This is a genomic window from Cytobacillus oceanisediminis (genome assembly GCF_007830235.1).
Lineage (GTDB): Bacteria > Bacillota > Bacilli > Bacillales > Cytobacillaceae > Cytobacillus > Cytobacillus oceanisediminis.
Window position 1 is genome coordinate 62,417 of sequence record NZ_VLKI01000017.1, and the last position, 24,367, is coordinate 86,783.

At 41.5% G+C, this 24,367-nt stretch carries 26 protein-coding genes, 1 pseudogene and 2 other annotated features; of the genes and pseudogenes, 6 read left to right on the forward strand and 21 right to left on the reverse strand.

Annotation, left to right across the window (positions count from 1 at the left end; genetic code table 11):
- Window positions 1–387: 387 nt before the first annotated feature.
- The gene (locus IQ19_RS21030) at window positions 388–2,520 is read right to left on the reverse strand and encodes a peptidoglycan D,D-transpeptidase FtsI family protein (protein ID WP_144544775.1); all 2,133 of its coding nucleotides are present in this window, start codon (window positions 2,518–2,520) and stop codon (window positions 388–390) included.
- Between the two features lie 251 nt (window positions 2,521–2,771).
- Here IQ19_RS21030 and IQ19_RS21035 point away from each other — a divergent pair, with 251 nt between their 5' ends.
- Complete coding sequence (locus IQ19_RS21035) at window positions 2,772–3,236, forward strand: DinB family protein (RefSeq protein WP_144544874.1); 465 nt, start codon at window positions 2,772–2,774, stop codon at window positions 3,234–3,236.
- 31 nt (window positions 3,237–3,267) lie between these two features.
- On the opposite strand, the gene IQ19_RS21040 is transcribed toward IQ19_RS21035, so the two are convergent.
- A complete protein-coding gene (locus IQ19_RS21040; RefSeq protein WP_144544777.1) occupies window positions 3,268–3,939 on the reverse strand; it encodes an SOS response-associated peptidase in 672 nt (223 codons plus the stop codon).
- A gap of 30 nt (window positions 3,940–3,969) precedes the next feature.
- Window positions 3,970–5,274: pseudogene (locus IQ19_RS21045) on the reverse strand (TrkH family potassium uptake protein).
- Window positions 5,275–5,449: 175 nt separating this feature from the next.
- Here IQ19_RS21045 and IQ19_RS28175 point away from each other — a divergent pair.
- Window positions 5,450–5,605, forward strand: a complete 156-nt coding sequence (locus tag IQ19_RS28175) for a hypothetical protein (RefSeq protein WP_199749513.1) — start codon at window positions 5,450–5,452, stop codon at window positions 5,603–5,605.
- Between the two features lie 33 nt (window positions 5,606–5,638).
- Here the strand turns inward: IQ19_RS28175 and cdaS are convergent, their stop codons facing one another.
- Entirely contained in the window at window positions 5,639–6,238 is a 600-nt protein-coding gene (gene cdaS / locus IQ19_RS21050; RefSeq protein WP_144544779.1) for a sporulation-specific diadenylate cyclase CdaS, read from the reverse strand.
- A gap of 145 nt (window positions 6,239–6,383) precedes the next feature.
- Here cdaS and IQ19_RS21055 point away from each other — a divergent pair, with 145 nt between their 5' ends.
- Together IQ19_RS21055 and IQ19_RS21060 are read left to right on the forward strand one after the other, a co-directional pair.
- Entirely contained in the window at window positions 6,384–6,581 is a 198-nt protein-coding gene (locus IQ19_RS21055) for a hypothetical protein (protein WP_144544781.1), read from the forward strand.
- Between the two features lie 30 nt (window positions 6,582–6,611).
- Window positions 6,612–7,208, forward strand: coding sequence for a class I SAM-dependent methyltransferase (locus IQ19_RS21060; protein ID WP_144544783.1), 597 nt, complete (start codon window positions 6,612–6,614; stop codon window positions 7,206–7,208).
- A 53-nt stretch (window positions 7,209–7,261) separates the two neighbouring features.
- Here IQ19_RS21060 and IQ19_RS21065 read toward each other — a convergent pair whose 3' ends face one another.
- From IQ19_RS21065 to IQ19_RS21125, 13 genes are all read right to left on the reverse strand, one after another.
- Complete coding sequence (locus tag IQ19_RS21065; protein ID WP_144544785.1) at window positions 7,262–8,002, reverse strand: TPM domain-containing protein; 741 nt, start codon at window positions 8,000–8,002, stop codon at window positions 7,262–7,264.
- On the reverse strand, window positions 7,999–8,577 hold the full coding sequence (locus IQ19_RS21070; RefSeq protein ID WP_144544787.1) for a LemA family protein: 579 nt from the start codon (window positions 8,575–8,577) through the stop codon (window positions 7,999–8,001). Before IQ19_RS21070 ends, IQ19_RS21065 begins: the two co-directional genes overlap by 4 nt.
- 390 nt (window positions 8,578–8,967) lie before the next feature.
- Window positions 8,968–9,960: an aliphatic sulfonate ABC transporter substrate-binding protein gene (locus tag IQ19_RS21075; RefSeq protein ID WP_144544789.1), complete on the reverse strand. Its 993-nt coding sequence runs from the start codon at window positions 9,958–9,960 to the stop codon at window positions 8,968–8,970.
- 15 nt (window positions 9,961–9,975) lie between these two features.
- Complete coding sequence (locus tag IQ19_RS21080) at window positions 9,976–10,731, reverse strand: ABC transporter permease (protein WP_144544792.1); 756 nt, start codon at window positions 10,729–10,731, stop codon at window positions 9,976–9,978.
- Window positions 10,715–11,503, reverse strand: a complete 789-nt coding sequence (locus tag IQ19_RS21085) for an ABC transporter ATP-binding protein (protein ID WP_144544794.1) — start codon at window positions 11,501–11,503, stop codon at window positions 10,715–10,717. Before IQ19_RS21085 ends, IQ19_RS21080 begins: the two co-directional genes overlap by 17 nt.
- Window positions 11,504–11,795: 292 nt before the next feature.
- Window positions 11,796–12,581 (reverse strand): tryptophan synthase subunit alpha, encoded by a 786-nt coding sequence (trpA, locus tag IQ19_RS21090; RefSeq protein ID WP_144544800.1) that lies wholly within the window; start codon window positions 12,579–12,581, stop codon window positions 11,796–11,798.
- On the reverse strand, window positions 12,578–13,783 hold the full coding sequence (trpB, locus tag IQ19_RS21095; protein ID WP_144544802.1) for a tryptophan synthase subunit beta: 1,206 nt from the start codon (window positions 13,781–13,783) through the stop codon (window positions 12,578–12,580). Before trpB ends, trpA begins: the two co-directional genes overlap by 4 nt.
- Window positions 13,780–14,403, reverse strand: a complete 624-nt coding sequence (locus IQ19_RS21100) for a phosphoribosylanthranilate isomerase (RefSeq protein ID WP_144544804.1) — start codon at window positions 14,401–14,403, stop codon at window positions 13,780–13,782. The genes trpB and IQ19_RS21100 overlap by 4 nt, the downstream gene beginning before the upstream one ends.
- A complete protein-coding gene (trpC, locus tag IQ19_RS21105) occupies window positions 14,400–15,194 on the reverse strand; it encodes an indole-3-glycerol phosphate synthase TrpC (RefSeq protein WP_144544806.1) in 795 nt (264 codons plus the stop codon). The genes IQ19_RS21100 and trpC overlap by 4 nt, the downstream gene beginning before the upstream one ends.
- Complete coding sequence (gene trpD / locus IQ19_RS21110) at window positions 15,195–16,220, reverse strand: anthranilate phosphoribosyltransferase (protein WP_144544808.1); 1,026 nt, start codon at window positions 16,218–16,220, stop codon at window positions 15,195–15,197. It abuts the gene before it with no gap.
- A complete protein-coding gene (locus IQ19_RS21115) occupies window positions 16,192–16,803 on the reverse strand; it encodes an anthranilate synthase component II (RefSeq protein ID WP_144544810.1) in 612 nt (203 codons plus the stop codon). Before IQ19_RS21115 ends, trpD begins: the two co-directional genes overlap by 29 nt.
- Window positions 16,800–18,185 carry an anthranilate synthase component I gene (gene trpE / locus IQ19_RS21120; protein WP_394140458.1) on the reverse strand — a complete coding sequence of 462 codons (1,386 nt, stop codon included), beginning with the start codon at window positions 18,183–18,185 and terminating at the stop codon, window positions 16,800–16,802. The genes IQ19_RS21115 and trpE overlap by 4 nt, the downstream gene beginning before the upstream one ends.
- A 75-nt stretch (window positions 18,186–18,260) precedes the next feature.
- Window positions 18,261–18,509: a binding site (T-box leader), on the reverse strand.
- A gap of 43 nt (window positions 18,510–18,552) precedes the next feature.
- Window positions 18,553–18,804: a binding site (T-box leader), on the reverse strand.
- A 61-nt stretch (window positions 18,805–18,865) separates the two neighbouring features.
- On the reverse strand, window positions 18,866–19,507 hold the full coding sequence (locus tag IQ19_RS21125) for an MOSC domain-containing protein (protein ID WP_144544814.1): 642 nt from the start codon (window positions 19,505–19,507) through the stop codon (window positions 18,866–18,868).
- Between the two features lie 180 nt (window positions 19,508–19,687).
- Here IQ19_RS21125 and IQ19_RS21130 point away from each other — a divergent pair, with 180 nt between their 5' ends.
- Window positions 19,688–20,947, forward strand: a complete 1,260-nt coding sequence (locus IQ19_RS21130; RefSeq protein ID WP_144544816.1) for a bacillibactin exporter BcbE — start codon at window positions 19,688–19,690, stop codon at window positions 20,945–20,947.
- 40 nt (window positions 20,948–20,987) lie between these two features.
- Here the strand turns inward: IQ19_RS21130 and IQ19_RS21135 are convergent, their stop codons facing one another.
- The 4 genes from IQ19_RS21135 to IQ19_RS21145 form a co-directional block, all read right to left on the reverse strand.
- Window positions 20,988–21,749: an alpha/beta fold hydrolase gene (locus IQ19_RS21135; protein ID WP_144544819.1), complete on the reverse strand. Its 762-nt coding sequence runs from the start codon at window positions 21,747–21,749 to the stop codon at window positions 20,988–20,990.
- 111 nt (window positions 21,750–21,860) lie between these two features.
- The gene (locus IQ19_RS29045; RefSeq protein WP_277875356.1) at window positions 21,861–21,986 is read right to left on the reverse strand and encodes a hypothetical protein; all 126 of its coding nucleotides are present in this window, start codon (window positions 21,984–21,986) and stop codon (window positions 21,861–21,863) included.
- Between the two features lie 287 nt (window positions 21,987–22,273).
- Window positions 22,274–22,363 (reverse strand): putative holin-like toxin, encoded by a 90-nt coding sequence (locus IQ19_RS29320; protein WP_219993454.1) that lies wholly within the window; start codon window positions 22,361–22,363, stop codon window positions 22,274–22,276.
- A gap of 486 nt (window positions 22,364–22,849) precedes the next feature.
- Complete coding sequence (locus IQ19_RS21145; RefSeq protein ID WP_199749514.1) at window positions 22,850–23,650, reverse strand: DUF2935 domain-containing protein; 801 nt, start codon at window positions 23,648–23,650, stop codon at window positions 22,850–22,852.
- A gap of 168 nt (window positions 23,651–23,818) precedes the next feature.
- Here IQ19_RS21145 and IQ19_RS21150 point away from each other — a divergent pair, with 168 nt between their 5' ends.
- The gene (locus tag IQ19_RS21150; RefSeq protein WP_144544823.1) at window positions 23,819–24,352 is read left to right on the forward strand and encodes a DJ-1/PfpI family protein; all 534 of its coding nucleotides are present in this window, start codon (window positions 23,819–23,821) and stop codon (window positions 24,350–24,352) included.
- Window positions 24,353–24,367 lie beyond the last annotated feature (15 nt).

Sequence of the window (24,367 nt, forward strand, 5' to 3'; positions counted from 1 at the left end):
GATCGGATGAAAGGAGCAGAAGCATGTGGTTTTGGATTCTGATAATCTCCATTCCTATTATAATCTTAGCTATTTTGGAAGAAACGATTCAATTCATCGTTAACCGTAAAATTTTTGGGAAAAGTGAAAAACAGTTTAAACTTAGAGAGAAACTCAGACATGTAAGGAATAAATTTATGTACAAGAAAAGCCCTTCCCAATAAGGAAAGGCTTTTCTTCTATTATTGCAGTTTCGATAGAATATAACATGGTCCCTAGAAGATATATTCCCCCCTCCAATTGGTGCACTTCTTTCATTCTCCATTTTTCCTCAACTGTTTTTAATTTCAAGGTTTTCTCATTCTAATCCATTTCAGAGCCTTCCTGCGTAACAGGAAGGCTCTGAGATTAGGATTCTTCTGTTTCTGCATTTTCTGCTTTTTCTTTTAGAGGCTGTTCGTGTTTTTTTCCGGACATCCGCTGCTTTTTCAATGCAAAATAAGTGTCCAAAACCCTTCTGCCTATTTCATAGTTGGCTGTATGTCCGCTTCGGCCCTGATACGCCCACGGAACAATAACAGACATGGCAATTTCAGGATTGTTATGCGGTGCATAGGCAACGAGGCTTAAATTCATAACATCAATTAGGGGATCTCCTTTTTTTCTGAGTGGTCCATCGTAAAAAGCCTCCGCTGTACCTGTTTTCCCAGCCGGAGAATAAGGAGCGTCAGCAAATCTTCTATATGCTGTTCCTTCCGGATGCTGCATAACCTGCCTTAAACCTTCTTTTACAGTGCTTAGCTCTCTATCAGTTACATCGATCGTGTTCAGAACGGTTGGCTGAATATCCTTCCAAATTGGCCCTAAATCATTTTGCACATTAGAAGGCTCTCGAATTTCTTTTACAAGGCGCGGCTGAATTCGGTAGCCCCCATTGGCAATGGTTGATATATATTGCGCCATTTGCATTGGAGTATACGTATCATACTGGCCGATTGCAAGGTCGAGAAGGAAGCCCGGCAAACGAAGCGGCCCCTCATACCCTGCCATTTCATTCGGCAAGTCAATTCCAGTTCTTACCCCGAGACCGAACTGGCCGAAGGAATCTCTCATATCTTCAAATGCCCTTGGGTTTTTAAATCCTAGAGGCTGGTCATAAGCGTATCGTGCATCAGCTATTTCTACAGCTGTTTTAAACATATAAACGTTCGAGGAAATACGCAAAGCCCTGGTCTCATTCATTACAGCCTGAAAATTAAACCAGGACTTTTTCACCTGCGGAGTTCCTGCAATTTTCATTGGGGCATCCAAGAAAGTTGTTCCCGGAGTAATGGCACCTGTTTTATATCCTGTCAAAACTGTAGCACCCTTAACCGATGAGCCAACATTATAAGAGGATGCAATCGTTCCAAGCGCATAATCCTGAAGAACCGTTCTGCCGTCGTCATCTTTGCCGTTCATTTTTCCAGCCATCGTAAGGACTTCTCCTGTATGGGGATCCATTAACACGACAAATGCACGATCCATTAAATAGGTTCCGCCAGTCCGTTTTGCCGCCGAAATTTCCTCTTCCAATATTTTTTCCACTGCCCGCTGGAGATCCATATCAATCGTAAGGACAAGATCTTTTCCCCTTTGTCCATCCGAAACCATTTCACTTCCGAGAATTTCACCTTTTTTGGTAATAAGCCTCTCTTTTGATTTTTGTCCGTGCAGGACATCCTCATATTGCATTTCAAGATAGCTTTTCCCTACCCGTTCATTTCTGCTGTAATCTCTTGCAAGAAAATAATCCACCCTTTCCTCAGGCAGCCCTTCGTTCGAATCTGTAACTTTCCCGAGAACAGTTTGAAGTGTATTGCCAAAGGCGTATGTACGGTCCCAATCTGTAGTCGTATTGACTCCTGGCAGATATTGCAGGTTTTCGCTTACAGCCGCGTATTCTTCAGGAGTTACACTCTCATTTTTTACAATTTGAGGAGTCATGGCATAGCCGCTTGTAAACTCTCTATAGATTGCGAGAACCTCAAGATCTTGTTCACTTAGCTGATTAAGATCTTCATCTGTAATTCTTTCAAGCTGCATCTCATAGATTTGTTTATCGGTGAGCTTTTTGTTTTCAAAAAGCTCCCATTCCTTTTCAGTAATTTTTTCTTTAACAGCTTCAGGATTTTTCATGATCCAGAAATCCTTTTTATCCCGTTCCCTTACCTTATCCGGCTTTTTATCAATAAGTACAGCAAGCCTATCTGCTACCTCCACCATCTCTTCCTGTTTGGCATTCCGGTTTGTGTACGTAATCGCACTCTTTGGGATATTATCCACGATTAGCTGATGATTCCTGTCCAGCATCCTTCCCCTTGGAACCGGGCTGGAAACGATGACGTCTTCCGTCCGTTCAACCTCCTTTTTATATGTCTCTCCATTGACGATTTGAACGACTCCAAGCCTTAAAATAAGCAATGAAAAGAGAATAAAAACTGCAAAGAATAATAAATTGACCCTAAATGGCACATGGCTTTTCTTTTTCTTTTTTCCCATGCTGGAATCTCCCCCCCTTTATGAACACTATGTCTGTTTGACAGAGATTCTTCTAAATCTTATACTCTGTTAATTTATTCCACAGATATTGTAAAATTCCTGCCAGATAATGCACTGAAGTAATGATTTTTGAAGATTCATGCCAAGGTTAAAGGCAAAAAAATTTCGAAAAAGGAAAATTCATGGTAGGATTTTAAGGAATTGAAGTTGAAAATGTTATACAGATTATACTAATTCCAGGAGGGATTATGATGGAAAGATCACAAAAGCTTTTAAACTATTTTTTGTCACATCGCAGCGTTACAAATGAACTTATCAATAAAATTGAAGAGAAAAATTATGATTACAAACCAACTGAAACAAGCATGCCCGCGGGCAAATTAGCCACTCATATGCTCACTTCCTTTTATACATTTGCAAGAACAGTAAAAGACGGCAATGCAGCAGTCTTTGGCGAAAAATTCGAAAGCGTGCCGCAAAATCTATCAGAAGCTGCTGCCGCCTATACAGAAAAGACAAAAGATTTAATATATTCACTGACAAATGAGGAATTGGAAAGAAGCATTGATATGAAACAGATTTTTGGAATGGAGTTAACAGGAAGCCAGCTTCTTCAGATTGCCATGGACCATGAAATCCATCATAAAGGCAACTTATTTGTTTATGTCCGTGAAATGGGACATACAGACCTGCCGATGTTTGTGAGCAGAGGATAAGAAAAAGGACGCCAAAGCGGCGCCCTTTTTTTTACAAACTATTAAGCGGAGAAATCAGTTCTGCCCGTTCATTTTTGGGAGAGTTAACTTTAGATGATACCGGATACTTATCCATTTTCTCAGCCGGATAAGGAACCAGCAAAGATTTCAGGTAGTCAGTATCATTAAAGTTCGGATTAAGCCAATCCTCAAAATCGCTTTTTTTTAATATGACCGGCATCCGATCATGGACTTCTTCCGTTACTTCATTAGGGTCTGTTGTAATGATTGTACAGCTCATGAGGGGATTTTCCCCTTTATTCCATGTATCCCAAACTCCCGCCAAAGCAAAGGGCTCTTCATCTTTCATAATAAATCTGTAAGGCTGTTTTCCTTCTTCTGTTTTCCTCCATTCATAAAAACCGTCTGCAAGGATTAAACATCGTTTTCTTTTAAATGGTGTTTTAAAGCTGGTCTTTGAATCAATGCCTTCCGCTCTGGCATTGATCATTTTAAAACCAATCTTTTCGTCTTTGGCCCAAAAAGGGACGAGCCCCCACTTCATCTGTTTGCCAATCCGCTGCTCGCCGTTTCCAATAACCGTCAATATATTTTGGCTCGGTGCAATATTGTACCTGGGTACAATCTCTCCGCCCGAATATTCAAATTCAAATGCCATCTGGAGCTTTTGGATTGTCTCAGTCAGAGTAAAACGACCGCACATAAAATTTACCTCCATTCTAAAAAATCATTTTTAACCAACGATAATTCTCTCTTTAGGGTAATGGTAATTATCATCGTACTGTTCATGTTTATTGATAATGAACAAGAAGGATAGGATTCCAATTCTTCCGAGCAATAATAACGTACTTCCCGAATGTGCTTAGATCCGGAGTAATTCCCATTGACAAACCCGTTGTCCCGAAGGCGGAACATACTTCAAAGATAATTTGCATTAGGGTAAATTTTTCTGAAATGGATAGAAGGATACCGGTCATAAAACATAGCCCTACAGCCATCATTGTCACAATAACAGATTTATTAACGTCCTCCTCATGAACTTCTCTTTTGAAGATTTTAATCGTTTTCTTCCCTTTGGCAAAATGATAAATATGTAAAACATTAAGAGCAAAAGTAGTTGTCCTTACACCTCCGCCTACCGAGCTTGGAGAAGCACCAATAAACATTAAAAAGCTGATTACAAGCAAAGTCGGTTCAGAGAACTGAGAGACATCCATAGTTGCCAAGCCCCCGTTCCTTGTCGTCGACGATTGAAAAAACGCGTAGAAGAAAGGTTCATGCCACTCTTTCCCCTTAAAGAAGTGATTAAATTCCAATAGCAGAATCAAAATTGTGCCTAAAAGCATTAAAAAGAAAAAGGTAAGTGTTGTTAATTTTGTATATAACGTAAACCGGAAGAACTTGTCTTTATTAAATAAAAAGGCTTTTAACTCTATTAAAACCGGAAAATCGATTGCACAAAATAGTCATTTGCAAATGGCATAAGCGATGAGCCGGTAATATCAAAACCTGCATTTGTGGTCGCACTTACTGAAGCGAATGCCCCTTGCAGAAACGCTTCCTGCCATGTTGGGTAATAATTTAAAAAATAAATGCCAAGTGTTATTGCGCCGATGAATTCAATCGCAAGGATCAAAAGCAGAATTTGTTTCACTAAGACAACAAGGCCAGCTAGATTGGTCTGATTTTGGTCAATCATAATCAAGCGTCTCTCTTTAAGGCCAATCCTTTTTCTGACTACCAGCCATAAAAAAGTCCCAAGCGTCATTATGCCGATACCGCCAAATTGAAGAATGAACATTAAAAAGAAAATGCCTGTGGTACTTAATGTATCGACTGTTGATACCACCGTTAGCCCTGTTACACTTACTGCACTAACTGCAGTAAATAGCGCATCTGTGAAAGACCAGGACATACCCGGTTTATGAGCGACAGGCAAACTTAATAAAATGACAGAAATCGTAACTGCTACAGCATAGAAGGAGACGATCAGCTGTGTTGGTGTTAAAGCATTGATTTTATTCTTTATCCTGTTCATTTACCCCACCAATTCTTTATGTCTTTGAAATACCCTTACGATAATGCAAAATGTGTATTCCTGCAAGATAAATTTTTTTGCAGGTCTTTTAATAATTTTACTGAAGACATTAATCTATTTTGTAAGATGGAGCATATTAAAACTGTTAAGCACTTTATTTAAAGGAGGATGCTGGATGACAAAACAAGGCAGACAAAATGCAAACCAAACTAGAGAACAAATTGAAAAGCAGGATAAAAGGAATGATCTAGAACTAGGAAGCGACTTTCAGATTGGCAATAACAAATCACAAAGCCAGAAGAAGAGCGGAAAACAAATGAACAAGAAGTAAAACAGGAAATCCCCCAGTTCCAGGGGGACTTTTTTATGTTCTCACTGTATACAGCTGACCATCAACAGCAAATGAAATTCGGCCTGTTTCCTCGGAAACAATAATGACAACAGCATCCGTTTTCTCTGTAATTCCCAACGCAGCCCTATGCCTTGTCCCGAGCTTCTTCCCCTCTATGCTTTTCCTTGCAAGGGGTAAAATATTGCCTGCCGAGATAATCATATCTTCTCTTATAAGGGTACCGCCATCATGGAGAGGATTTCCCGGATAAAAGATCGTTTCCAGCAAGGTATGGCTGACCTTGGCCCCGATTGGCGTTCCATTATGAAGATTATCATCAAGCGGCTGCCTTCTCTCCACAATAATGAGACCGCCATGCCTTTTTTCGGATAAATGCTGGGCGGCCAATGAAAGGTTAGAATATTCCTTTGTATATGGTGATAAATAAGACTGCAAATAATAAGTAGAAGCAATGTTGTGGGCATCTGTCACCATTTTCTGCAATCTTTCAAAATCGGATAAAATACAGCAGTTGAAGTCCTCCAGCGTTTTGGAAAGTGAATGAAGCTGCTGATCTATATTGCCAATATATCGGTTTAAGTCATTTCGATATTGTTCCTCACCATAAATCACTGGACTTCCTCCAATCCTTTTTCATATTAGTACCTTTTCCTGTTAAAAAATATTTATCCACATACATATTTAACAGAAGGCTCTGTTAAAGCACTGTGTTGGCATTGGCACCCTGTTGATTGGCGAAAGCGCGAGATCCTCGAAAATGCATTCGCATTTCCTTCGTGCGGTGTTTCTCGAGGATGCTTATTCAAAGTGCCAGCGGGAGAAGCGAGTCAAAGGAGACCCTGCAGGCTTAATGCTTGAGGAGCGTCAGACCACCCGCGGAGGAGCGGACGGCTGGAAAGAAAATCAACAGCCAAGTTTAACAGAAAAAGGTTTAGAAACCGCAAAAAAAGATTAAATATAAGTATTACGCAACGAGGTGAGAGACATGTTTGAAATTTTGGCAAAACAATTTGTAAAACCTGAAGGAATAATGGGGAAACTTGCGGGAAAAATTATGTATTTTGAAAACCGCAAGATTAATAAATGGACAGTAGGAAAACTCAAGATAAAACGCAGAGACTCTATTTTAGAGGTTGGTTACGGCCCTGGATACAGCATCCGTTATATCATGGACAACTACCGCCATGTAGATGCAGATGGAGTCGACGTTTCAGAAGATATGAAATCAGCTGCAGCAAAGCTGAATGACGATTGTATTCAGCAAGGTAAAGTCAGGTTGTTCGTAAAGGACATACATGATTTCTTTCCGGATAAAAAATATCATAAGATCTTCTCTGTAAACAATTATCCTTTGTGGACCAAGCCAAGAGAATCCCTGCAGCATTTATATGGAATGCTTGAAAGCAAGGGAAAGATCGCGATTACTGTGCAGCCACGAGAAGAAGGAGCAAATGAAACAATAACGAAAAGTCTTGGACAGGTAATTAAAGCAGATTTGGAAGCAGCCGGCTTCCATTCCATATCAATTTCTTATAAAAATGCACGGCCTGTGGTAACAGTCTGTGTAACAGGAATTAAATAAATAATTAAAAAAGAGTGGGGAAATGATATTCCCCACTCTTTTTGCATAGTACATTACCAGCCTCGACTGGCGCCTCCGCCTCCGGAAGAACCGCCTCCCCCTCCACGGGGACCGCTGCCTCCACCCCCGCCGCTTCTTGAGAGGATGGATAAAATGGCATATGAAAATGCTCCGCCAAAAAATTTAATATCAAGAAATAAAAAGCCAACGACAATAATGATGAGCAGCCAGGATGGAATGCCCACACCATTGTCTCGGGTTTCGGCATTGGCATTTCCGCCATTGCCTTGCACAATATTTTCTCCGGCAGCCTCCTGTGCAAGAACCTTATAGGTTTCAACAATTGCCCTATTCGGCTGTCCTGCCTGAAGATACGGGATTGTATACTGATCCAGGATCCTGCCGGCTTTTCCATCAGGAATCCGTCCTTCAAGTCCATACCCAACCTCAATCCGAACCTGCCGATCCTGCATAGCAGCAACTAATAAAACACCATTATTTTCTGCAGCGCTCCCTATTCCATATGTTCGAAAAGCTTCATTTGCGTACTCTTCAATTGGCCTGCCTCCGGTCGTATCAACGGTAAGAACAACAACCTGAACAGAAGTCTGATCCTCGATCAGCCTGCCTAAATTATTTAATTCATACTTCTCCTGGTCATTGAGGACGCTCGCAAAATCCTGAACATAAATGTCTCCGACCGGCTGGGGTATATACTCATCCGCATGAGCTGGCGATAACCCTATTGCTAAAAGCAATATTAGTAGGATCGAGCTGACCCTGCGAATGGTCATTCTCCATTGCCTCCAAAGTCAACATCCGGCGCTTCATTAGCAAGCGGGTCGGCTCTAAAGTATTCTTTTTCATCAAAACCAGTAATTCCGGCGATGATTGCACCTGGAAACCTTTTTACTTTCTTGTTATATACAGAAACCTGGCCATTGTAATCCTTTCGGGCAACGGAAATTCGATTTTCAGTCCCGGCAAGTTCGTCCATTAATTGGGTAAATTGCTTGTCCGCTTTTAAATTTGGATAGTTCTCAACCACAACAAGCAATCTGCTCAAAGCGCTTGATAACTCGGCATTTGCTGCCGCTTCTTCTTCAGGAGACCGCGCACCGGCCAATCTCGCGCGAGCATCAGAAATTGCAGAAATCGTCTCCTTTTCATGAGCAGCATAACCTTTTACCGTATTTACCAGGTTTGGTATCAAATCCAGCCTCCTCTGCAGCTGGTTCTCAATTTGCGAATATGCCTGGTCTACGTTTTCCTCTGCATTTACAAATCCGTTATAGCTGGACATCAACATCATACCCAGCACTACAACTACCGCAATAACGGCAATTAAAACGCCCATTCCTTTTTTCATATAGTTCGCCACTCCTATTTCTAAGTTGTATTATGTCACTTGCATGGTATTTTTCCTTTTTTGAATGGAAGTTAAACCTTAATGTAGATGTGATGGTGGATGGGGTGTGGGACTTAATTACGCGGAGCTTCTTAGGTTACGAGCGGGGACGGGTTTTTCTGCGCGGGATTCCTACTTTTGTGTGCGAGTTTTCTTTTGTTCCGCGCGGGTTCGGCCATTACGCGCGGATCTGTAGTTTTACGCGTCGTCTACCGCATTTTATGCGTCATTTTCACTCTTTTTTGCGTCATCACTCTCTTAGCGAATACCTGGAATTCTTCTGCTTCAAACCCCAAAGCCTTCAAATCAAAAAAACCAGAACCCAATGAGGGCTCCGGTCAAAAATTCCTATTACTGAATAAAGTTTTTTGCAATAAGCTCGCTGAATTCAGGTTTGTCTTTAAGGAATTTTAGAGTATAGGATGACTCCGCAAATGCTTGGATGGTTTCAGAGTCCACTTCATATGTGAATCCGATTCTTTCCCAGGCGCGGTCTACTACTTCTTTTTCAAGCTCCTGGCCTGTTACTTCCTTAATATCTTTAATTGTAATTGCTTTTGCTTCTTCCGGATTTTCTTCGATAAATTTAACTGCGTCTTTATGTGCATCTACAATTTTCTGTACTTTTTCCGGGCTATTTTTTACCGCTTCTCCAGTTGCGACTAATACTGATGCCGGCAAAGTTTCACCGAAAGATACTTCATCCCAGCCGATTACGACTTCTGCATTTGTTTCCTGTTCAATTACCGCTGCCCATGGTTCCGGCGCTACTGCAATATCCACTTTTCCAGTATTCAGCATGCTTGCATACTGTGCAGGATTACCTGTCAGATGCTTCATTGTACCACCAATACGGGCAGATGTGATGCCAGCTTCTTCTAAATACGTTTCATACTGAACATCATGTGTGCAGCCAACACCTGGAGTGATGAACGTTTTACCCTGGAAATCTTCAAGGGAGTTGATTTCAACGCCCTCTCTCGCAAGGACAACCGTCCCGCCAGTCGAGGCTCCCGCGATAATTTTTACATCTGCGCCAGTTGAGAAGTTGTTCATTGCTGGCCCAGGCCCTACAAGACCGGCATCAATATCTCCGGTTTTCAGGGCGGTCATAAATGAACCACCTTCTGCAAATGTTTTATATTCCACTTTTGTTCCATCCCCAAGCTGCTTTTCAAAGTAGCCCTGGTCTTTTGCAACCATCGCTGGGACGTGATTGATGTTCGGAAAATATCCGATGACAATTTTGTCTTCGCTTCCGCTGCTCTTTTTAGATGATCCGCAGCCTGCAAGCAGCCCCGCGAATGTGAATAATACAGCGATCCATACTAATGCCTTTTTCATATTTACCCCTCCTGATTATGATTCAAGTCCCCATTTTTTTATAACTGATTTTTCAATGCGCTGGAAGATTAATTGGTCGACGATCATCCCGATCGCACCTATGATAATCATGACGCCGATTACAATATCCATTCTTCCAAAATCTGAAGCATATCTTAGCGTGTATCCTAATCCTGGTCCAGTGCTTAAAAGCTCGCCGGCCATGAGTGCCCGCCAGGCAAATGCCCATGCAAGACGGGATCCGGTAACGACATATGGGATAGAAGCTGGGAAGATAACCCTTGCGAAAAGGTCAATCCCATTTGCCCCCATGGTTTGTGCCGCTTTTATATATAATGGTGAAACATTTTTGATTCCTGTACGCATGTTGAGGGCCATCACAAATGTTCCTCCAAGGATGGTTACAAAGATAACCGCTTTTTCATTTAGTCCAAACCACATGATAGCTATTGGAAGCCATACAATGCTTGGAACACTTTGCAGTGCAAGGATGACCGCTCCCAATGTATCATCTGCTGTCTTCGATTTTCCAAGCAAAATGCCAATCAAGGTACCGATAACAAGGCTGATGGCCAATCCCACTGCAAGCCGTTTAAAGCTAGCTATTAAATCATATATGAGCGTTTTATCCTGAAACCCTTCCACCAGAGCGTTGAAAACACTGGACAAGGAAGGGAAAATAAGCGGGTGCCATAGCTCAAGCCGGGAACCAATTTCCCAAAAAGCGATGATGGCTGCGAAGAAGATAATTCGTTTAATGGCTGTTTGCATATTCAAGTTCCTCATTTACGACTTTGTCAATTTCCTTCTTTAAATAGCTCATAATATGATCTTCAATCTCCAGCATTTCTTTTTTGTATTCCTCACGCGGTCTTGGAAGATCTACAATGATATCCTGTAAAATGGTACCCGGCTTTGTCCCCATCACGATGATCCGGTCTGAAAGCTTAATAGATTCAGAGATACTATGAGTGACAAACAGAATGGTCTTCTTTGTCTCGGTCCAGATATTCTCCAGCTGCAAGTGCAAACGTGAACGGGTTTGTTCATCAAGTGCTCCAAACGGTTCATCCATTAAAAGTGTATCCGGATTCATGGCAAGTGCTCTTGCTATTGCAACCCGCTGCTGCATTCCTCCTGACAGTTCGTGAGGATAATGGGATAAATACTTCCCCAGCTGAACCATTTGCAGGTATTTGAGTGCCGATTCCTCTGCATCCTTCTTCTTCATTTCTTTTTTCAAAGGGAACGTGACATTTTCCATTACTGTTAACCAAGGGAATAGGGCTGCCTGCTGGAAAACCATTCCCCTGTCTTTTCCAGGTTTGGTGATGGTTTTTCCATCGATAAGAATTTTGCCGGAAGTTGTTTTCGTCAGTCCTGCGACGATTGAAAGAAGCGTGGATTTCCCGCATCCAGATGGGCCCAGTATCGAAACAAACTGGCCTTTAGCAATCGAAAGATTAATATCTTTTAGTACATCCACAGGCTGATTTTCTTTATCGTTATATTGTTTATTCACATCATTTATCTCAATGAACATCCAAAAATCACCTATTCCTATAAAACTTATTAATATACTCGGATTACTTGTAATTATAATGTATTCACCATGCATGTCAACCTTTCCTGTTAAAACTTTTAAAAATGGGTTTTTCAAAAAAAATGGATCTGTTAACCTTTCCTGTTGATTTCCGCTCAAGAAGCTCAGCGAACCAGCGGGAAGTCCGGGATCCTCCTCAAGCATTAAGCCTGCGGGGTCTCCCTTTGACTCGCTGCCCAGAGCCCCAAAAATAAAAATGAGCTTCCTCCGATTTAGGAGAAAGCTCATTCTTTTACAACTTAATTTTCTCTGCTTTTGATGCAGCAATCAGGGCTTCAATTCCATCTAAATCCCCGCTTTCAAACAGGTCAACGATCTTGCTTCCGACAATGACACCATCGCAGTGCCGATTCATTTCTTCAACATGGGAAGGCTCGGAGATTCCGAATCCGGCAAGGACCGGTATCGGGCTGACCTCCTTCACCATTTCGAGATGTTTGCCCAGTTCTTCATTAAACCCTTTTCTTGCACCAGTAATACCATTAACAGTTACGGCATATAAAAACCCTTTTCCCCTGGCTGCAATTTCCTGAATTCGCTCTATTGGGCTTGTTAAGGTCACAAGCCGAATAATCTCAATTCCTGACCTCTCCGCAATAGGCGCTATGATTTCTTCTTCCTCAGCAGGCAGGTCTGGCAAGATTAATCCATCCACACCTGCCTTAGAGGCATCAGCGATAAAATTCCCGATGCCATATGCCATGATTGGATTCATGTATGTCATGAAAACTATCGGGATATGGACAATTGGGCGAATCTCAGCAATTTTTGCCATAACCCCTCGAAGTGTTGTACCCGCTTGCAAAGCCCGGATTCCCGCCTGCTGGATAACAGGCCCATCTGCTACCGGATCTGAAAATGGGATTCCAATCTCAATAGCCGTTGCTCCCGATTTTTCAAGGAATGTTATTTTTTCAGCCAGTGTGTCCAAGCCGCCATCGCCAGCCATAATATATGGCACAAATGCTTTTTCATTATTTTGTTTCAGATTTTGAAATACTTTTTCGATCCGGTTCATTTTCCTTCCCCTCCTAATCTAGCTCTTACTGTTTCTACGTCTTTGTCGCCTCTTCCTGACAAGCAGATGACAAGGCCTTCATCTTTTTTCATTTGCGGTGCCAGCTTCAAAGTATATGCAACAGCATGGGAGCTTTCCAATGCAGGAATAATACCTTCAAGCTTGCATAGCAGCTTTAATGCCTCCATCGCTTCTTCATCTGTGATGGATTCATATTGTGCTCGTCCGCTATCTTTTAAATAGCTGTGCTCCGGGCCGACACCTGGGTAATCAAGGCCAGCTGAAATCGAATGGGCTTCCTGAATTTGCCCGTGCTCATCCTGCAATAAATACATGAGTGCTCCATGAAGGACTCCAGGAGATCCCTTTGTTAGTGATGCTGCATGCTTTTCAGTATCTGTTCCCAAGCCTGCTGCTTCTACGCCGACCATGCGGACACTTTTATCTTTTATAAAAGGATAAAACATCCCCATCGAGTTGCTGCCCCCGCCGATGCAGGCTACAACTGCATCTGGCAGCTTTCCTTCTTTCTCAAGATATTGCTGCTTCGTTTCATTTCCTATAACACTTTGAAAGTCGCGGACAATCATTGGAAATGGATGCGGTCCCATGACAGACCCTAAAATATAATGAGTATCTTCAACGTTTGTTACCCAGTAGCGGAGTGCTTCGTTCACCGCATCCTTTAAAGTGGCGCTGCCTGATTTAACACCCACCACCTTTGCTCCGAGCAGTTCCATCCGAAATACGTTCAGCTGCTGCCTGCGAATATCCTCTTCACCCATAAAAATAATACATTCCAGATTCAATAGCGCACAAGCCGTTGCTGTAGCCACCCCATGCTGGCCTGCCCCCGTTTCGGCAACAATTTTCCGCTTGCCCATTCTGGCGGCTAGAAGCGCCTGGCCCAATGAATTGTTGATTTTATGTGCGCCTGTATGGTTTAAATCCTCCCGCTTAAGATAGATTTTCGCACCGCCGGCATATTTTGTGAGGTTATCAGCATAATATAATGGCGTTTCACGGCCGACATAATCCTTCAATAAAGCTTGAAGTTCCGCCTGGAAGCTCTTATCAGCACGCGCTTTTTTATATTCCTCTTCTAATTCAAGAATGGCCTGCATTAGGGTTTCCGGTACATATCTGCCCCCATATTCACCGAAGTGTCCCCGTTCATCTGGCAATGTGTATGTCACTGTCATTTTACTTCCTCCCTCTCCAAGCTTCTTGCTTTATCTATAAATCTTTCTATTTTCCCAAGGTCTTTTTTCCCCTCTGTCTCTACCCCGCTGCTCACATCAACCATATACGGGTTAGCCGTTTTAATGCCTTCTGCCACATTGTCAGGATTCAGCCCCCCAGCGAGGATAATCTTTTTATCTAAAAAATGTTTTTCGTTAAGAATGCTCCAATCAAATGAGACGCCGTTGCCTCCTCGATACTTCCCCTTTGGGCTATCCAGCAGGAAGTATTCACTTGAATACTCATCCAGCTTGGATAAATCTTCAGCCGAGCCAACGCTCAATGCTTTAATAACAGGAATAGAAAATGCGCTGCTAAATTCAGGTGTTTCATCACCATGTAGCTGTATCACATTTATTCTTGTGATCTCTACAATTTTATCTATGTTTTCTTTTGTTTCATTTACAAACACGCCGACTTTTAATAGATCCTCAGGAAGCTGGCGTATGATCTTCCCTGCTTCCTCCGGCTCAATTCTCCTCTTGCTTTGCGCAAAAACAAACCCCAGTGCATCTGCACCACTTTCAATAGCTGACAAAGCCGTTGCAATGTCCCTGATTCCGCAAATTTTTACTTTCATTGTTTTACAGCCCCTCGTAAAGGAAGCTTCATGGCTTTCAGCAGCCCTTCCAAATTGTTTGATGTCATAAACGCTTCACCGACGAGAATGCCGTTTGCTCCTGCTGCAATGACCCGCTGCACATCTTCTTCCGTTTTGATGCCGCTCTCGCTGATCAGGAATCTGCCTGCCTTCTTAATAGCTGGAGCAAGCCTTTCCGTTACTTCAAGGTCCACTTCAAAGGTTTTTAAATTTCGATTATTGACACCAATTAATTTTGTTCCCGTTTCTAGTGCTGTTTCCAACTCTTCTTCATTATGGACCTCCATCAGCACCTCGAGCTCCTGCTCAAGAGCAAAATCGTAAAGCTCTTTCAGCCTTCCCCCGCCCATTGCGGCAACAATCAGTAAAATAAGATTCGCACCTGAAGCCTTGGCTTTTATAATTTGTGCCTCATCTATAATAAAATCTTTGCAAAGAACCGGCAGGTCAACCGTCTCCCTGACAGACGTTAAATCTGAAAAGCTGCCCTTAAAAAAGGTATTATCGGTTAAAACTGAAATCACATCTGCACCAAATTTTTTATAAAATAATGCCTGGTCTTCAGGCTTCTGAGAAATATTAATATCCCCTTTTGAAGGCGAAGCTCTTTTGAATTCAGCTATAACTGCCAGCTCATCACCTGCTTCAAGCCTGGAAATAAAGGAGCGCTTAGGGTGTTTATCAAGTGTCTGTGCCGCTTCTTTCCCTTTATGCAGCTCCATGATTTCCTTTCTTTTTTCAGTCAAAATTTTATCTAAAATGGTTTCCATTTAAATCACCTCTTTTTGAAAGCTTTTGCTTGCTTTAATTAATTGTTGAAGTTTATCGAAAGCTGCTCCTGAGTCGATGCTTTCTCTTGCTATATCAATCCCTCTTTGAATGGTTTCTGCTTTACCTCCTGTAAAGATACCGATTCCGGCATTCAGCAGTACCGTATCTCTTTTTGCCCCTTTTTCGCCTTTAAGGACATTTAAGAGAATCTCCGCATTTTCTCTGGAATCACCGCCTCTGATGGCGTCATTGCTGTAAACCGGCAGTCCAACCTCTTCTGGATGCAAAATCTTTTCGATTACTTTGCCATTGTCAAGTATAGCCAGGTGATTTTCTCCCTGCAGCGAGGCTTCATCCATATAACCAGCACCATTTAGGACAACAGCCCGTTTTCTGCCCAATGTTTTCAACACTTCTGCGAACATCATGGTATAATCTCTTCGGTAAATGCCAAGGAGCTGGTTTTCAAGTTCAACAGGATTTGTCAGGGGACCGATTAAGTTAAATGTCGTCGGAATTCTTAAATCCTTGCGCACCTTCATGATTCTCTTAATGTTTGGATGCACATGGGGAGCAAACAGGAATGCAATTCCGATTTCCCCGAGGATCTCTTCTGTTCGTTCCGGTGAATGATTCAAATTGATTCCCAGATGCTCCAGTACGTCAGCACTGCCGGTTTTGCTGGAAACGCTTCTGTTCCCATGCTTGGCAACAGGGATTCCTGCTCCGGCAATCACAAATGCCGAAGTGGAACTGATATTAAAGCTGCTTGATCCATCTCCGCCTGTACCGCAATTATCCAAAACATTGGGAATCTTCTTGCTAAATGTTAATGATTTATCCCTCATTGCTCTTACAATCCCTGCAATTTCGTCAACCGTTTCCCCTTTCGTCTTAAGGCTGACCATAAAAGCGGCTATTTCACTATCTGTTACATCATTGGAAAATATAGTATCCATTGCTTCCTTCATTTCTGATTCTGTTAAAGACTCTCTATCAGATAACCGTTGCAGTATTGTTTTCATGTTTCTTTTCCCTCCCGATTGTTTGTAAAAAGTTTTCCAATATCTTTTTGCCAAGGTCCGTTCCCACTGACTCCGGATGAAATTGTAAACCGTAAAGCGGATATGCTTCATGCTTGATGGCCATTATTTCATTATCATCCATGGATCTTGCCAACACTTTAAAGCTGCCTGGCAAAGTACCGGATTGGATGATTAAGGAATGGTATCGCATGATATTAATAGGCTGTGGCATGTATTGAAACAGCTGCGAACCATTATGCTTCAGGTTTGAAACCTTGCCATGCATGATTTTCCTGGCTTTTTCGATTTTGGCGCCAAATGCATAGCCGATTGCCTGATGGCCTAGGCAAATCCCGAGAATAGGCACCTCTTTATAGAAGTTCCGAATCACTTCTACCATTATCCCAGCATGTTCCGGCCTGCCTGGCCCCGGCGAAAGCACAATTGCCTCAGGATCCAGTTTTTCTATTTCTTCAAGGTTAACTTGGTCATTGCGGACAACTTTAATCTCTTCCCCAAGCTCCCCTAAATATTGATAAAGGTTATAAGTGAATGAATCATAATTATCAATCAGCAAAATCATTTTTTATCCTCCAAAAATGCTTTTAGTTTATGAAGTGTTTCTTCATATTCTTTTTCAGGAACCGAATCATGGACAATCCCCGCACCAGCCTGTATATATGCATTGCCATCTTTAATGACCATGGTTCTGATCGCAAGAGCGAAATCCATATTGCCATTTCCGGAAAAATAGCCGACTGCCCCGGAATAGATTCCTCTTTTAACTTTTTCAAGTTCATTAATGATTTCCATTGCCCTTATTTTCGGTGCTCCGGATACTGTCCCGGCAGGCAAGCATGCGATTAAGGCGTCAATGGCTGAGTAAGGGTTTTTCAGCTTGCCTCCAACTTCTGAGACCAGGTGCATAACATGCTTATATCTTTCGATTACCATGTTTTTTTCAATAGTGATTGAACCAAATTCACAGACACGGCCAAGGTCATTGCGGCCGAGATCCAGGAGCATACGATGCTCGGCAAGCTCCTTTTCATCTTCTTTTAAGCTTTTTTCAAGCAGAAGATCTTCTGCTTCCGTTTTCCCTCTTGGCCTCGTTCCAGCAATGGGGTTTGTTATCACCTTATCGCCAGTTGCTTTGATGAGGCTTTCGGGTGATGCTCCAGCAACCGCATAATCCTCAAAGTCAAGATAATACATATATGGCGACGGGTTTTGCACTCTTAATTTTCGGTAAAAGGAGAAAGGGTCGCCTGTCATTTCAGCCTTCAATCGCTGTGACAGAACCACTTGAAAAATGTCGCCCTCTTCGATGTATTGCTTTGCTTTTTTTACTTTGTCAACAAAGTCTTCTTTTGAAGTGGAAGCTTTAAAATCAGTTAGAGCAGCCTCTTTGGATTCCATTTTCCTGTTTTCATTTTGGATTTCAGCCTTTCTTTTTTCCACTTTTTGGCGAAGTCGCGATATATCCGTTTTTTCAGTCAAAGGCATTGCGACAAGGTAAACCTTTTGCTCCAGATGGTCAAACACAGCTACCTCTTCAAAAAACAAAAGGTGAACATCCGGAACATTCAACTCATCCTCCGGCATATAACCGATCTCCTCGTACTGCCTAATAACATCATAGCCTGCATAGCCAACAGCTCCTCCGCAAAACGGAAATCGTTCAAGCTGCGGTCTATTCACTTCCGGCATAAGTTTCTTTAATACATCGAGGGGTTTTTCAGAAAAAACCTCTTCGCTTTCCTCTGTTGTAACTGTTGTATGGCTTCCTTCTCCCTTAAGCTCCATCACAGGATCCGCCCCAATGAATGAATACCTGCCTGACTTTTCATGCTTTAATGAGCTTTCGAAAAGGAACTTCTTTTTCCCGCTCATTCTTTGGTAAATTAAAATTGGTGTTAATGTATCACCCTCAAGCTCTTCGATCATATGTGGCTCATCAATCATCGTCTTCAAGTTTTTTCTCCTCCAGTTCGTTTACAGAAATAAAAAAAGTCCCCTATACACACAGGAATTGTGTGTATAGAGGACGTATCTTGTGACCGTGGTGCCACCTCATTTTAGAGCAGCTAGCTGCTCCCTCTTCGGGTACGGATTAGATAAATCATAAATCGATACCCTATCCTTTTAACGGTGGAGACCGTGCTTTCCTACTGATTTCAGAAAGCCTCTCGCAAGTCCATTCGATTGATTTTCCGTACCGGGTTCCCACCTGCCCCGGCTCTCTGGAACGGAAAGTATCAATGTACTCCTCTTGCTCAACGATTTAAAGCTATAAAGTTTTAAATAAAATAAAAAAAGGGCTCCCCGTCTTAAAAAGGACGAGAAACCCGTGGTGCCACCTTCATTAGCTGAAATTTCAGCTCACTTTAACAGATATCAAAACGAAAAACGCTTGAATATCTGTCCCTTGTAACGATGAGACCGTTCGCCAAAGCCTACTGCTTTAAAAGGTTCGGTTTGGAGGCTCGAAAGTCCATTCACTTCAGCATTCGCACTGATTTGCACCAACCATCAGCTCTCTAAAGCTTCCGCAGAAGTTACTACTCTTTGTCATTGCCTTTCGATATATTGCTTATTATAATATTCCGATAAATAAAAAATGTCAAGGGATGAACAAGAAATTTTTATAAAAGTGCTTTTTCCAGCTTCTCTCTCCAAACATCAGCAAGCTCCTGAACTTCCAGCAATTCCTCGACTGCTTTCCGGTTTTTGCGGTTATGAAACAGTGTAAAATTTGCATCAAGGACCGATATATTTCCCTGTTTTCTTTCCACCAGCTTAAGGCAGGAATCATCTCCCACACTTCCTTCTTCAAGCACCCTAAAAAAATAACCGGTATACCCTGTTTCGACAATTCTGCCCAGAAGCTGGTCTTCACCGTTATGCTTCGATATGGTTGAACATGGAATGCGTCCCTGTGTTATTTGCACCATTGCTTCCCCCAGTGAAAAAATATCCCCAATAAAAACATCCTTTTCAATCATATTGCTTACACAAATATTTTCGCCAAAGGACGGCGGATTGAAAACCTTCTTGAATTCTTTTTCCCACATTTGATAATGTTCATAAGGATAAAGGCAGACAGCCCTGTCAGGACCGCCATGGAAATCTGTATTTGCCACGCCATCTCCGATAAAACCTTCTTTCGTTAATAAAGCAGCCACTGTTTTACTTTTGCCAATCCCTGATATCTCCATTTGACTTTTCCAATAATGTGCTTTTGGCTTTCCAACGCTTAAAGATTTGATGATCCCCTTTGTCTCCATTATATTCCCCTCGCCTAGTTCACTTTTCCTTATATTTTAACTCTTTCTTTTTAGCACATCGTAACATTTATTTCCATAATTTGATTTTTCCCATAAAAAGACAGAGCTTTTTCTAATTAGTTTTACGGCAAAAAGCCCATATTAATATTAGTTTGATTAACGAAAAGGAAGGTAAGAAATATGGAGCATGTTGAAAATTTACAATCCGTAAATTCCAAAGCTAAAAAGAAGTCCGGAGATGATGTTCATAACCAAAAATGGGCCATTCTTTCACTTTCTTCAATTCCTCTCGTTATGACCCTTGGAAATTCCATGTTAATTCCTGTATTGCCGGAAATGGAAAACACACTAAATATTTCAGCATTCCAATCAAGCATGATTATAACAGTATACAGTATTGTAGCGATAATCTTAATTCCAATCGCCGGCTTTTTATCGGATCATATCGGCCGTAAAAAGGTAATCATTCCAAGTCTTCTCATTGCGGGAATTGGGGGGCTCATCTCAGGATGGGCTGCTTGGAAAGTGGAGGATGCCTACTGGATTATATTGGCCGGCAGGGCTTTGCAGGGGGTTGGTGCTGCGGGTGCGGCACCAATTGTTATGCCATTGGTCGGTGATATGTTTAAGAATGATGATGAGGTAAGCAGCTCGCTCGGTCTAATCGAAACCTCCAATACATTTGGGAAAGTCTTGTCACCTATTCTTGGTGCCTTTTTGGCAGGATTTATTTGGTTTTTGCCGTTTTTTTCTTTTCCGTTTTTTTGTACGATATCAATATTACTGGTGTTTTTTCTAGTTAAAACGCCAAAAAAACGTGAAGAACCCCTGCCATTGAAGAAATTTTGGGGAAATATTAAGGATACCTTTAAGAACAACGGCAAATGGCTCTACGCTATCTTTTTTATTGGCGCTATTCTTATGTTTGTACTTTTTGGAATCCTTTTTTATTTATCTGATGTGCTGGAAAAAATATATGATATTAAAGATGTTAAAAAAGGGCTGCTCCTTGCTGTCCCACTGGGTGCCCTTTGCATTTCATCCTACTTGACGGGAAAAAAAATAAAAGAAAATAAAATTCTGATGAAGTGGATTATCTTTTTAGGTTCTGTTTTGGTTGCTGCTGCAACTGCCATTCTCAGTTTTTCAAACAATATGTGGTTTATGATCGGCATGTTCCTATTTGCCGGTATTGGAATTGGGGTTGCCCTCCCCTCTTTGGACGCTCTTATTACAGAAGGGATTGAAAAAGAGGAAAGAGGAACCATTACATCCATATACAGCTCTATGAGATTTATTGGAGTTGCGGCAGGCCCCCCGGCAATTGCAATCCTTATGAAGTACTCGGACAAGGCGCTTTTTTATATATTAAGTGCCATAACCTTTCTTGCAGCTCTGGCCACTATTATGGCGATTAAGCCCGATAAAAATGAATCATAAAAAAAATCCGTATCGAGGCTTGCCGATACGGATTTTTTTATTAATTAAACTGCTGCTGAACAAAACCGGTTATAACCTGATTAAACAGCTGCCACTTCTTGGTTGGCACCTGATGGGAAACACCTTTGATAATGGCAGTCTGGAAGCTGACATATCTTCTGTAGCTTCTTATGTGCTGATTCACAAAGTCTCTTGAACCGTATATAAGGAGAAGGGGCACATTCAGGTTCTGAAGGCGGTCTGTACATGAATAATGAAGGGATCTATCATAAGACTCAAACCACATATTAAGGTTTGCTTTTTTCATGTGATCCAGTATTTCGTTTCTTACCTCTTTATCATTTGTATGGCTTGTCGCTATAATATATCGGAGAAAACCGGGAAAGTGTTTTACAAAATACATCCCCAGTATATGCTCATACCTGAATGCCTCTGATAAAACCTCCGGAAACCCTCCAGAAAGAATGACACCCAGAGTCCTTTCAGGAAAAGAAAGAGCAAACTCCTGTGCAATTGCCCCGCCGGAGGAATATCCCAGTATTACGGCTTTGTCGATATTCAAGTGATCCAAAACAGCCCTAATTTCCTCAGCATAGCCAAGTATCGTTACTTTTTTTTCAGGACCCGTTGTATCTCCATTTCCGCTCAAATCGGGAAAAATAACTTGAAAATGTTCCGCTAAGAGGCCCTGATAATAAAAAACCTTCCTTCCCATCGCAGGAGGATGTATAAAAATGATCGGTACGCCATGACCTTTGATTTCGTAAAAAATATTGGTATCACCATTAAGAACTGCAGGCACTTTAAATCGTCCTTTCTATTCCTCAATCAATAATATTAGCCGCGCCCTTTTTATATAAAAAATGGGACAGTCTTAGTCTGCCCCATTTCGGTAAATACTTTTTTTCCAACATCAGTTAGGCTTTGTCTTTTCTGCCTTCTTGCTTTGCGGACTCATCTCTTTCGAGAATTCCATATCATTAATGCTCTTCTTTGAGCTTTGCAATCCAGATTTGGTCTTAATATTGCGCTTTGTCATGATGTGTTCCTCCTTTACAGGGATACGATTTTAGTATGGCTATAAGCACTCGAAATCATTTATGGATTTTCCGAACAAGACTGGCATATACTATAACCATTAATGAGTTTATGCTTATTTCCGTGACTTTCAAAGCCGTATATGATATTCTTTAATTAAGATTATGAATAAAGAAAAAACGACCGCAGGTGTTGCCGCACCCACGGTCATTTGCAATAGTCGTTCCCTTAGGGGATCGGCCTGTCAAAGACATAGACCTCTCCCTCAATTGTCAGATCAAGGGAGGTCTATTTTTTATGGTTAAAAGTCATGACAGCAATGATCAGACTAGAAAATGAAATCATCATCATGATCGATTCGAATACTGTCAAAGGCATCACCCCCTTTCATACGGGGCTAGCCGACCACCCTTGAGAAACTCCCATTGCTTCTCTATTATAACACATTCTTGTCCATTTATTCGAACAAGTGTTCTATTTTTTAGAAATTGAGCCTTCTTTCCTATTTTTTCATTTACTGTCATTTCTGATCATCTGTATATTATAGCTAGAAGATCTCCGTCTTAAATACCCCTCAAGAAAGCCCATCTCTTTATTAAGCAAATACTCCATTTCTTCCAGCTGTTCTTTTTTAATTATTTGAGGGCATTCTTTCCAATCTACACTATGGATAAAATAATAATTTTTAATCCTTTTAAAGATAACGAACGAGTCAGGACAGCAATCAAAGACTCCCTTTACCTGGTTTCTCCGCATATAGCTCCATCTTATCAGTTTCATGAAATCAGACCTTTTATATCTTCTTTACCCTGAAAACGATTAAGCACTCACAAAAAAATAACTGCCAATCATGGCAGCTGGTTCTTACTCTTTAAGTCTTGGCTTAGCAGGGTCACATTTTGGCTTTTCAGTCTGTGTGGACTCTGCCAGCTTTGTCAGGTAGTAGCATTCTTCACGGAACATATGATCAGCCATTAAAGCAGCAAACGTTCCTAAAGCTTCCTTGCTTAGTTCAAGCTCTTCAATCTCTTCCAAGAAGTTCATGAACAGCTTCATTTCAAGTGTGACATCATTATTAAACCTTTGGAGTGCTGGAAACGATGTGATATTTGTACGGAGAAATCCTGACATTTCAACTGCTTTTAAATAAAAGGCCTCAAAGTCTTTTGTGAAATTGTCACTGATTTTTCTGATTTTCCTTTCCACCCTATTCATGTTGTCAGATATTGCTCCTGCATGGCCGGCTGCATCGAGAAGCCAAATTAAGTGATGGTGAAGCTCATGAAATACAGGCGGTTCCTCTCCCTTTTTCAGATATTGAAGAACCAGCAAATATTCTTCCAATTCATTTACCATATGATTGATGAAAACGGGTCCAAGATTAATGGAAATTTTACCGGTCAAATGGCGTTCAATAATATTCAGTTTAAACTTTCTCAGTTCTTTTCCCTCTTCCTCAGCTCTTTTGCTTAATTCCATCAGGTCTTCCACTTCCACTCTTCCCAGAAGCTGATCAAAGGTTTGGATAAAATAATTTGCAAGTTCGATGCTCTCTTTTTCTTTCGGTGATAGCGAATCATGGATAAACCGGGCATGATCCCCCAATATTTGAAGCCAAAATCCATGTTCAAATTTAGCGGCACCTTCAAAAACAGCAGTCACCATATCTCCCCTTTCACCCATACTCATAAATACATATCAGTAAGGTAAGGGATTTATTCCATATATTAGATAAACCTATTTATATCTGAATATTAAAAAAACTAATTTTTTAAAAGGATTTTTGTTTTTTTTGTAGAATTATGCCTTAACAAGATGGGAGGGGAAACTTAAGTGACTACCGGAATCCTTTTATACCCAAGGTTTAGCGAATATGAGCTATCTGTAGTCCTTTCCGTTTTAACCCAGGCTAACCAGCCAAAAGTCTTTATAGGGTTAAATCACGAGCCAGTCAAAGGAGAAGCAGGTTTAATTTGCTTGCCCGAAAGAAACATACATGACGTGGATCCTGAAGTGCTTACAAGCCTTATATTGCCTGGTGTTGACGATTTTCAGCATTTGCTTGATGAGAAGCCGCTCTTTGAATTTATCCGGTCTGTTTATGAAAGGGACGCCGTAATTGGCGCCATTTCAAGTGCTCCTTTTCTTCTCGCAAAAGCAGGTGTTCTGCTTGACCGAAATTATACAACAGGAATCTCAAGACAAGGCAGACAATTTCTAGGCGTATTTTCGGAAAAAAGCTACGTCGATGCTCCCTATGTTTTCGACAGAGGCATCCTGACAGCCAAGGGGGCCTACTTTATCGACTTTGCCAATAAGTTCGGCCAGGTGCTTGAGCTCGACTTCAATCGCAATTGGTACCGGTAAATAAACGGTCTGTTT